General features: G+C 45.3%; 14 protein-coding genes. 5 read left to right on the plus strand and 9 right to left on the minus strand.

The window, feature by feature from the left end:
• Positions 1–234: 234 nt before the first annotated feature.
• From C8R30_RS15045 to C8R30_RS15090, 9 genes are all read right to left on the minus strand, one after another.
• The gene (locus C8R30_RS15045; protein ID WP_107784642.1) at positions 235–579 is read right to left on the minus strand and encodes a helix-turn-helix domain-containing protein; all 345 of its coding nucleotides are present in this window, start codon (positions 577–579) and stop codon (positions 235–237) included.
• A complete protein-coding gene (locus tag C8R30_RS15050) occupies positions 576–842 on the minus strand; it encodes a type II toxin-antitoxin system RelE family toxin (RefSeq protein ID WP_107784641.1) in 267 nt (88 codons plus the stop codon). Before C8R30_RS15050 ends, C8R30_RS15045 begins: the two co-directional genes overlap by 4 nt.
• A 24-nt stretch (positions 843–866) precedes the next feature.
• Positions 867–2,126 carry a tyrosine-type recombinase/integrase gene (locus tag C8R30_RS15055; RefSeq protein ID WP_107790495.1) on the minus strand — a complete coding sequence of 420 codons (1,260 nt, stop codon included), beginning with the start codon at positions 2,124–2,126 and terminating at the stop codon, positions 867–869.
• Positions 2,127–2,728: 602 nt separating this feature from the next.
• On the minus strand, positions 2,729–3,088 hold the full coding sequence (locus C8R30_RS15060) for a helix-turn-helix domain-containing protein (protein WP_090667034.1): 360 nt from the start codon (positions 3,086–3,088) through the stop codon (positions 2,729–2,731).
• Positions 3,063–3,302, minus strand: a complete 240-nt coding sequence (locus C8R30_RS15065; RefSeq protein ID WP_258192073.1) for a DNA-binding protein — start codon at positions 3,300–3,302, stop codon at positions 3,063–3,065. Before C8R30_RS15065 ends, C8R30_RS15060 begins: the two co-directional genes overlap by 26 nt.
• A 433-nt stretch (positions 3,303–3,735) precedes the next feature.
• A complete protein-coding gene (locus C8R30_RS15075) occupies positions 3,736–4,122 on the minus strand; it encodes a DUF1428 domain-containing protein (RefSeq protein ID WP_107790497.1) in 387 nt (128 codons plus the stop codon).
• 78 nt (positions 4,123–4,200) lie between these two features.
• Entirely contained in the window at positions 4,201–4,680 is a 480-nt protein-coding gene (locus C8R30_RS15080) for a VOC family protein (RefSeq protein ID WP_090667029.1), read from the minus strand.
• Between the two features lie 68 nt (positions 4,681–4,748).
• Positions 4,749–4,892: a YdeI/OmpD-associated family protein gene (locus C8R30_RS16745; RefSeq protein ID WP_204799375.1), complete on the minus strand. Its 144-nt coding sequence runs from the start codon at positions 4,890–4,892 to the stop codon at positions 4,749–4,751.
• 87 nt (positions 4,893–4,979) lie between these two features.
• A complete protein-coding gene (locus C8R30_RS15090) occupies positions 4,980–5,489 on the minus strand; it encodes an SRPBCC family protein (protein ID WP_107790498.1) in 510 nt (169 codons plus the stop codon).
• A gap of 48 nt (positions 5,490–5,537) precedes the next feature.
• Between C8R30_RS15090 and C8R30_RS16025 the strand changes: the two genes are divergently transcribed.
• From C8R30_RS16025 to C8R30_RS15115, 5 genes are all read left to right on the plus strand, one after another.
• Positions 5,538–5,744 (plus strand): hypothetical protein, encoded by a 207-nt coding sequence (locus C8R30_RS16025; RefSeq protein ID WP_181257825.1) that lies wholly within the window; start codon positions 5,538–5,540, stop codon positions 5,742–5,744.
• A 508-nt stretch (positions 5,745–6,252) separates the two neighbouring features.
• Complete coding sequence (locus tag C8R30_RS15760) at positions 6,253–6,435, plus strand: hypothetical protein (protein ID WP_143068208.1); 183 nt, start codon at positions 6,253–6,255, stop codon at positions 6,433–6,435.
• A gap of 289 nt (positions 6,436–6,724) precedes the next feature.
• Positions 6,725–7,054, plus strand: a complete 330-nt coding sequence (locus C8R30_RS15100) for a type II toxin-antitoxin system PrlF family antitoxin (RefSeq protein WP_090667023.1) — start codon at positions 6,725–6,727, stop codon at positions 7,052–7,054.
• Positions 7,051–7,566 (plus strand): type II toxin-antitoxin system YhaV family toxin, encoded by a 516-nt coding sequence (locus C8R30_RS15105; RefSeq protein WP_090667022.1) that lies wholly within the window; start codon positions 7,051–7,053, stop codon positions 7,564–7,566. The genes C8R30_RS15100 and C8R30_RS15105 overlap by 4 nt, the downstream gene beginning before the upstream one ends.
• 747 nt (positions 7,567–8,313) lie before the next feature.
• Positions 8,314–8,607 (plus strand): BrxE family protein, encoded by a 294-nt coding sequence (locus tag C8R30_RS15115; protein ID WP_204799374.1) that lies wholly within the window; start codon positions 8,314–8,316, stop codon positions 8,605–8,607.
• The last annotated feature ends 90 nt before the right edge of the window (positions 8,608–8,697 follow it).

An 8,697-nucleotide genomic window follows, 5' to 3' on the forward strand; every position in this document is an offset into this window, starting at 1 on the left:
TATAGGTGAAAGTTTCGATAGCTCTAATTCTACCGAATCACTTATGTGGTGGGGGTATTTCCTTGCATTGACATGAGTGAATCGCGATTCTTGGGAATGAGTTATATGTCCAAAATTATTGACTTTTCTATTAGGAATTGGGATTATATTTTTTGGGTGGTAACAACCTATCAAGAGCAAGCCGCTACGCGGTGTCAGCAATTCACCATTGATAATGAAAGGTACAAGGTAGCCTTATTTTTTACCTTCATTTTGCCCATGAATAGCGATGTGTACCCGCTCAAGCATTTTATTGGTTACCTGGCTGCGGCGTTCAATTTGGCTAACATACGCTTGACTGACGCCAAGGCGCTGTGCAAGCTCTTCTTGCGTAATCCCTGCCTTGATACGTGCTAACGCCACAGGGTTATCGACGTAATCCTCAAGAACAAATGGCTCATAGGCTTGCTCGGCATCCTGGTTGGCTTTACAAGCTGCCAATTCTTTTTCGATCTGCTCTTTCAGAGTGCGATAAACTGCCATTGGTATTAAGACATACTCGTCTTTACCGTGTATGGATTTTATTTTTTGCAGTGTCATTTGTAAGCATCTCCACGCGGCTTGATTTTTTCGACGGTGATAATCCTAACCATATCGTGCCGCTCAAAAATAATACGCCAGTTACCCACCCTTAATCGAAAATACGGCTCACCTTCGAGCTTTTTGATATCTAGCGAGCTATCATCAGGATTGCGACCAAGCTGTGCCAGCTTTTCGGCAATCCTGAATCGATCTGATCGCGGCAAGTTTTGCAATTTCTTCTTGGCTTGAGATCGTATCAATAGATTGTAAGACTCGCGCATATTATAAGTTATAAAATATTATATTCAAGTGTGCCGAGGTATAGGGAACTGCAATATTTTCTTTTCTTCATCAACTTTGCAGTATCGTAATAGCTGAATAGATATCTGCTCCATGGGTTTTCTTAAACGTTCTACATCGCTGACAATATAACCAGCCGTTACATCATTGGTCATTTTATGATTCACCAGCCGTTTAAGTGCGTAGGCGGATATGTCGATACTTTCGGCAATGGTGATGAAAGTCCGGCGCAGGTCATGTAATGTAAACGATACGTCGGATAATTGAATGATTTTCTGCACTTGGCGGCGAGGTTCAATCAGATAGCCTGCTTTACCCTCTCCGGCAAAAACATATTCAGAATTTTCTACAGCTTTTCTGCTTTGCAGCAGATTGAAAACAAAATCGGTGAGCGGTAATGTCAAAGGTTCTCGATTCTTGGTATCTTTCAATGTGAAAGATCGATCATCCAGATCAATATCAGACCATTTCAGGGTTGCAGCTTCCTGACGCCGCAGGCCCGTAAACAAAAGAAATAAAAGATAATCGGCAACCAGCGCAGATTGACTGGAAATTGGATCTTGTTTTAGTGATATAACTGCTTGATACCAAGGGGTAAGCTGATGGGGTTTGATTACCGTTTGGCGGCGATCTACCCGATACCAGGCGCGGGTTTGGGTAAGGCGCATCACTGGATTTTCACGCAGAATAGAATGCCCGTTGCCATATTCATATTGAGCAATGGCAAAATTAAACAGCGCACGCAAAAAGCGCATGGCCAGATTGGCATAGGCTTCACCTCTTTCTGATCCGATTTTATTGTGGCGTTTGCTGACCATATCTTTGCTGATACTGGTCATTGCTTTGTCTTGCCAGTCGGTGAACACGACATTCATCAGCCGTCGGTAATCGTAGAGCGTTCGCTCTTTGAGATTTTTCCGGGTTTTGACGAAATCATCAAAAGCTTTTTTCAGTGTCGTGCCTTGCAAGGCTTCCTGCTTTTTCTCGGCGGCAGGATTGCGACCGACAGCAATGTGGCCTAGCAACTTATGCGCTTCTTTTCTTGCTTGCTCAACGGTTAATTCGGGATAGCGGCCAAGGGTTAGTCGTTTAACCTTGCCATCAATCCGTTTTTCCAGGATGAATGATTTTGCGCCGGAAGAAGTGACGCGCACAGCAAAACCTTTAAGCTCGGTATCACGCACAAAAGCTTGACCAGTTGCTGGTGTAGACAATCGGTCTACATAGGATTTTGTGATTCTCTGCGGAGGCGTTTGGGATGTCATTGTTTCAATCTCCTTTCATGCAGACGCCATGTAGACACTATGTAGACAGTAGGCGTAAAACTATGGGGTGGAGTTTAAAACAACATGGCAGTAAAAATCAATACAAAACAATGACATTAATAGAGTTTCAAAAATTCTAAAACAACATAAAACAGTATATTTTAGAATTCGTAATCAGTAGGTCGGAGGTTCGACTCCTCTCAACAGCACCAGTAAAATCAACGGTTTAGGCTTAATAACCTAAGCCGTTTTTTCTTTATGGGGCGCTAATGGGGCGCTCACCGAAAAATAACCCTGTTGTGGCTTTTGTATATATTTCCCTTAGTAAGCTATTGTAACTTTTCGCGCTATTTGGTACTAATTTTCGCTTTATTTGGTACTGCCGGTCGACTCTTTTAACTGGTAGAGCGTCCACTATTGGTGAGAGGTTTCTTTATTAATTTTTCTGTGAAAGCTTAAACAGATATACGGGCTTTGCTTGGCTATTACTCAGCATGCCACTTGATAGAACTAATTAAACTCGATTGTCAGTTATGCAGGAAGGGTCAATCGATTGTATTTTAGAGATGGATCGAAAATAGAAACGATTATGCTTTAATCTTTTAACAGATCATATTTGATGTGCCATGGTCTGCTAAAGGCAAATTACTATACAGTACAGCGATTTCCTTCAAAACATCAGGGCGGCGCTCAGCAATGGCAATCAGGGTTTTAGCTGCACCACTGGGTTGACGGCGGCCTTGTTCCCATTCCTGAAGGGTTCGTACTGACACACCTAACAGTTTGGCAAATTCAGTTTGCGAAAGACCCGATTTCTTACGTGCAGAAATAACGGGGGACATCACCACATGGCCTTTTTTTGCAACCATTTGCTTTACCGATTTTAGTAATTCAGCTTCCATGTCCCTGCTGTTTTCCCAGGCTTCTAGTTCTTCATTAGTCAATGGTTTTCTCGATTTCATGTTTGATTTCCTTCAATGTTTTAGCGCTAGTGGTATCCAACTTGCTTTTTGCGTAGATGAACACTAACCAGATTTCACCATTAGTTAAGCGATTAAAATAGATGATACGTACACCACTGGATTTTCCAGAACCTGAACGACTCCAGCGAACTTTCCGCATGCCACCTGAGCTTTTGACGACATCACCTATATCTGGTGAAAGTAATGAACTCATTGTATTCTTGCTCCGTCCAGTAATGCGGCCAGAGTCGTTCAAAGTCTTCTGTTTCAACGATGGTGAGCATAGCCCAATTATCCGTCATTGACGGGTAAAGTCAAGTGAGGTGATTAGGTGTTATTTATGATAGGGATATTTACCGGAAAGCCAAAAACACTGAATTCCTACATGTTCCTAATTGCAGGCAGTACAAAGTAACCAGCCTCGAATTATTACGAGGTCTGTATCAAAAAAATCTTCTCCCTTCACGACAAATGCCACAGTCATATTCATGAGGTGGAGTAAACGTTGTTTGACTAGCTCGATACAATTTACAATATTTCGGAATGACTTTGTACAAGCTGTGTCAAGATAGAAGTTCAAATTTATTAACTGCGTATTTTTAATACCATTCTGCTGTAAGTGTGCCGTCTTCATTTCTGGAAATCATCTATAAATCCACAAGGACTTCAAATCCACCATAGGTCATACGAGAGGGATCGAACGGCATATTGTTTTCGTCGCAGGCTTCTTTCATGCGCGGATCGGCCATCACTTTTTTGTTTACTTCATCCCGGTGTTCGCGGGATTTATAAATGATAAAGGCAAAAATAACGGTTTCTCCGTCTTTTGTCCCCGCTAGTTCGCCGAATGGCGTTATTTTGCAGGTTGCAGGCGCATCTTCTGGTATTTCCGGCCTGGCATCTTCCAGTACGCATTCCTTGTATTGGAGTGCACCGTGTTCCATCCAGATTTTTCCTGCGCTTTCAGCCATTTCCCGGTAAGCGTCAATTTTGTCTTCCGGCACGGGCAAAACAAATCCATCTACGTAAGTCATAATCAAAAATCCTTTTCCGTGGTTTATAAATCGTATCCATCCTTCTTTCGTGTGTCTTCACCTGCCTGAATGATATTTTCATTCGCGCACCGCAGCTTCAAGCACAGCGATGTCGATCTTGTTCATCGTCATCATCGCGTCGAAAGCACGTTTCGCTTTCTCCCGGTCAGGTCCTGTCGTCAGCTCCATGAGCCGCCTTGGCGTAATCTGCCAGAAAAAACCCCAACGATCCTGACACCAGCCGCAGTTATTCTCACTGCCGCCGTTCTCTATGATCGCGTTCCAATAGCGGTTGGTCTCTTCCTGGTCGTTGGTCAGCACCATAAAGCTAACGGCTTGGTTAGGAGTAAAATTCGGGCCGCCATTCAAGCCGATAAACGACCGCCCAAGCACGGTGAATTCAACGGTCAATTCACTGCCTTCCTGTCCACCGGGGAAATCGCTGGGTGCGGTGTTCACCCGTTCCACACGGCTATCGGGAAAGGTGGCGGCATAAAATTCTGCCGCTTTACCGGCTTCGCCGTGGTCGAACCACAGGCATGTTGCAATTTTCTGCATGGATATTCTCCTTTTGATCATTTTATCGGTGCGGGCAGCCAGACCAACAGCAAGGGCGGCGTTTACCTTCACTCAGGCTTTCGCAGTCTCCGGTTGACTCTCTTATTCCTCGTTGCTAATTTTTTGGCGGATTCAACCCAGCATATCCATTCATTGCGAGCAAGCGGGGTGATATCCTCCCAGGTTTCCAGGGCTTCAGGATTGGTAATCATGGCTTTTTTAAATCTGCCGGCAGTTCATGCGCCACACCGCCGGCTATCTCTTTTTTTGTCATTACTTGTCTTTCTTGCGGCCACCAGTTATGCCTTCTCTTGTTTCAACAATTCTTCGAGTTGCGTGATTGTTGTCCCCCAACCTTCGTGGAAACCCATCTCTTGGTGCGCTTTCATCTGATCTGGTGTACTGTGCATGACATGGGCGACATATTCCGTGCCGCCTTCTATTACTTTCAACGTAATGATGCATGTAAAGTTGATACTCTCACAAGAGCTGCTGTCCACAGAAAGCGGAGATTTAGGCCGGTATCCAGGCAGTAATGAGGTCGTCCAGACCAGCCGTTCCTGCGGCACAATTTCCAAAAAGCAGCTCGCGCCAGCATGGACCTCACCATTTGGCCCTTGCATGTTCGTGTAAAACTCGCCGCCGGGACGTAAATCAATACGGCATTCGGTTGTTTGCCAAGGTTTTGGGCAGAACCACTGCTTGACAAGTTCCGGTTCGGTCAGGCCGCGCCAGACCAGGTCTACAGGGACAGCCAGTTCCCGTTTAAGTACGAGGTCCAGTTTGGCATCAATCGGTGTTGTGCTCATCGTTATTTCCTTTCGTTGTGTCGTGTCCTTTTAAAAGCATTGCATCCAATGCGTCAAAACGGCCGTTCCAGAATTTTGGCATTTAGCTCAGCCATTCCCGCCGTGCGGGTTAAGATACCAGGGTGCGAGTCGATGCGGCTTAATGACGGTTTGGCGGCGATCCATTCGATACCACCCGGCGCGGGTTGGGTAAGACACATCACGGGATTTTCCCGCAAAATAGCGCATCACCGCTACTCTCTTTATATTGCGTAATAGCAAAATTGAATGCAACTATTCAGTGTAGGCTATGACCGATTTTACTGCGAGATAAAATCTGGCAATTTACCTGAGAAGAGAAGGGTAAGCGCTTCGGAAGCAGACACATTATTCTTTCTGCAGGTAGAAAGATAGCTACGCGCACGGCAAAAGCGCTTGCACCTTTCTTATCGTGGCTTCAACATCAATATCATTGGTCGTCAATTTGGTATACCGTTAGCGACGTTCTTTCAATAGCTAATAGCTTATTGTATGCCCACTTTTGAAAACCAATTTTTTGCCTTCATAACGCGCTCTACAGCAAAATAATATTGCGGACTCTCCCAGGGGTGCCGAATGTCTTCTTTCCCCTAGAACATGTCTTGGTAGGCTAATAGATAGACTCTATTCGATAACTTAACCTACAACGCCACTACAATTTTTTATACAGAAACCTTGTCAAGTATTTTTTTGCTTTTTATGCTGAATAGTTATTCTTAACTTTCCCTATGTTTGTCAGGCTTTTATGATCGAGAGAGAATTCATTCACAAAAAGACCGGCAAAATCAGTCGAGAGATCGTTTACGGCATCACAAGCGTACCCGCGAGTCATGCTACCCCAGAACAGATCATTCGCGATAACCGAGGCCCACTGGAGCATAGCAAGCCGCCACTACATCATCGATTGGAATTACGACGAAGACCGTAGTCAAATTCGATCGGGGTTCGGACCTGAAAACATCACCCGGTTACGACGATTTGCCATTGGCTTACTCAAAAACAAGAAGCAAAGTGAAACAATCCCTGAAATGATGAAAAAACTCTTGCTAAATACTCGGGCTGTCTTTGATTATCTAAAAATGACTCGAAACTCTAATCCTGATCCAATAAGTTAGGCAGTAGCGTAGATTTGTCGTGAATAGGTAATGCACTCGCATTGACATGGCAATGCAAATGCATTATTATTCATACATTCAATCTATTCATGGGAGAGTGTTATGGCTGCTACGCTCGAAGTCGAATCTACCCTCACCGACCGCTATCAGACCACGGTGCCGGAAACTGTCCGCCGTGCGCTTAAACTCGGTAAGCGCGACAAGATCCATTACACCATCCGTCAGAATGGTGAAGTGGTGCTCACGCGCGCTACTGCCACCGAAGGTGATGATCCGGTGCTTGGGCAGTTCCTTAGTTTTTTGGCGCGCGATATTGCCAGCCATCCGGAACGGCTCCGGGCTATCGACACCGGTCTTGCTCAGCGCATTCAGTCGCTAGTTGGTGGCATCGAAGTCGATCTCGACGCAGCATTGTCGGAAGATGATGAATGAGCAGGGGCAAGCCAGCCCCCTTAGTCATCAACGATTGGGCGGTGTTTGCCCATCCGCTGTTTCTTGATCAACTCGATACGCTAACTCAGCAAGTCGAAGGACTCAAGCAGAAAGACCCAGGCGGCTTCACCAAGAAGAACGCTGCTAAGCGGCTGGCAGCGATTGCCAAGCTGGTATTTGAGGTTATTCCACAGGATCCGGCAAGGCCGGAATACCGGCAGGGCAATACTCTTGGTGAGGAGCACAAGCACTGGTTCCGTGCAAAGTTCTTTCAGCAATACCGCCTATTTTTCCGTTATCACGCCCCGAGCAAGGTGATCGTCTACGCCTGGGTGAATGATGAAAACACTAAGCGAGCTTACGAGAGCAGCGATGATGTCTACCGGGTTTTTCGCAAGATGCTAGAAGATGATCATCCGCCCGACGATTGGGATCGACTCCTGTCTGAGGCGCGCGCAGAGCTCGATCGTATGCAGCAAGTAGCTGCGAAAGCTGCAGCTGCCCAGCCTTGACGATTCCTTAATTGGTGCCCAGGCCGGTGCGATCACGCTCATCTAGCGATTCAGTTCGGCAGTTAATCTCAACATATCCACCTGCGTTGCCTGATATTGGATGAGGTGTATCGAGTGTGAAATGGAATGGCAGAATTTCTTGCTGGGTGTGCTCTTCTTGTTCACTAGTAAGCAGAATTGGACACTCAGAGGCCTTGAGCACAAATAAATACAAAAAGTAAATTTCAATTCAATCGATCAAACAGTTTAAAAATCTGTAAATATCTTTTTACCTTTTACCTTTTCATTTTCTTCATTCTTGAGGAAAATATGCAATACAAATAAGTAAATACTCGTTTCTGATTATTCGCCTAAATACTGTGATGTAAAATCATAGAAAATTCTTATTTATCATTTGTTCCTTTTAAAAAAGAAAAAACGGCAAAAAATACCTCCCTTTTAAATCATCTATAAAATGAGCGCTCGTTTTATAATTTAGCCCTGAGATAGGGGAGTTGATGGCATGTAAGGCTGGTTATTTGGAGGTTAATAAGCTCTGCCTATATTACAATATCATATTAAAAAATGTGGAGATGATGAATTTCATATTTTATCTGTTTGCCGCTCGGACGGGAGCGGAATGTGACTGAACAATGAATGTCACTACTTGCGCCGGTCGTGTCAGCAGAACAAATAAACTACGAGAGATGAGATGAAGGAATCCTACCTATCGACATTGCTGCAAATGAGAATGCTCGTCGGCTTTTCTTGGAGCCTGTCTTCTCGAAAACTTCCCACCTCGTCCAGTACCACGGAGTGCTGGAAGCAGCCAGACGATTGCACGATGAATATCTGAGTGTCGGAAGCTACCACCTGTTCCGTTTGCCGGAGGAAGTCGCGCAGGATCTGCACACAATCATGCAGAGCAACGTGGGTAACGAACTCGCGAGCAAGCTTCTACAAAGCAAAGAGGCTGCCATGGATGCGCTGACGTGCCTGGCCGATACGAGAGGGACGTCCAATCAGCGCGCTAACCGATGCACAGGTGCGCACCCTGCTTAAGCAGGGCGTGTTACAGCCGGATTTGTTCGATCAGCACCTGTGCGAAGTAGCGCTTGATAACAAGCGCCTAATCTTGCGTCGCAACGACGC

The organism is Nitrosomonas nitrosa, assembly GCF_003051105.1.
Lineage (GTDB): Bacteria > Pseudomonadota > Gammaproteobacteria > Burkholderiales > Nitrosomonadaceae > Nitrosomonas > Nitrosomonas nitrosa.

What these genes read in the sequence shown, in the direction of transcription:
- C8R30_RS15045 (WP_107784642.1), bottom strand. Translation starts at nt 579, where the DNA reads ATGACACTGCAAAAAATAAAATCCATACACGGTAAAGACGAGTATGTC.
- C8R30_RS15050 (WP_107784641.1), bottom strand. Translation starts at nt 842, where the DNA reads ATGCGCGAGTCTTACAATCTATTGATACGATCTCAAGCCAAGAAGAAA.
- C8R30_RS15055 (WP_107790495.1), bottom strand. Translation starts at nt 2,126, where the DNA reads ATGACATCCCAAACGCCTCCGCAGAGAATCACAAAATCCTATGTAGAC.
- C8R30_RS15060 (WP_090667034.1), bottom strand. Translation starts at nt 3,088, where the DNA reads ATGAAATCGAGAAAACCATTGACTAATGAAGAACTAGAAGCCTGGGAA.
- C8R30_RS15065 (WP_258192073.1), bottom strand. Translation starts at nt 3,302, where the DNA reads ATGAGTTCATTACTTTCACCAGATATAGGTGATGTCGTCAAAAGCTCA.
- C8R30_RS15075 (WP_107790497.1), bottom strand. Translation starts at nt 4,122, where the DNA reads ATGACTTACGTAGATGGATTTGTTTTGCCCGTGCCGGAAGACAAAATT.
- C8R30_RS15080 (WP_090667029.1), bottom strand. Translation starts at nt 4,680, where the DNA reads ATGCAGAAAATTGCAACATGCCTGTGGTTCGACCACGGCGAAGCCGGT.
- C8R30_RS16745 (WP_204799375.1), bottom strand. Translation starts at nt 4,892, where the DNA reads ATGATTACCAATCCTGAAGCCCTGGAAACCTGGGAGGATATCACCCCG.
- C8R30_RS15090 (WP_107790498.1), bottom strand. Translation starts at nt 5,489, where the DNA reads ATGAGCACAACACCGATTGATGCCAAACTGGACCTCGTACTTAAACGG.
- C8R30_RS16025 (WP_181257825.1), top strand. Translation starts at nt 5,538, where the DNA reads ATGCGTCAAAACGGCCGTTCCAGAATTTTGGCATTTAGCTCAGCCATT.
- C8R30_RS15760 (WP_143068208.1), top strand. Translation starts at nt 6,253, where the DNA reads ATGATCGAGAGAGAATTCATTCACAAAAAGACCGGCAAAATCAGTCGA.
- C8R30_RS15100 (WP_090667023.1), top strand. Translation starts at nt 6,725, where the DNA reads ATGGCTGCTACGCTCGAAGTCGAATCTACCCTCACCGACCGCTATCAG.
- C8R30_RS15105 (WP_090667022.1), top strand. Translation starts at nt 7,051, where the DNA reads ATGAGCAGGGGCAAGCCAGCCCCCTTAGTCATCAACGATTGGGCGGTG.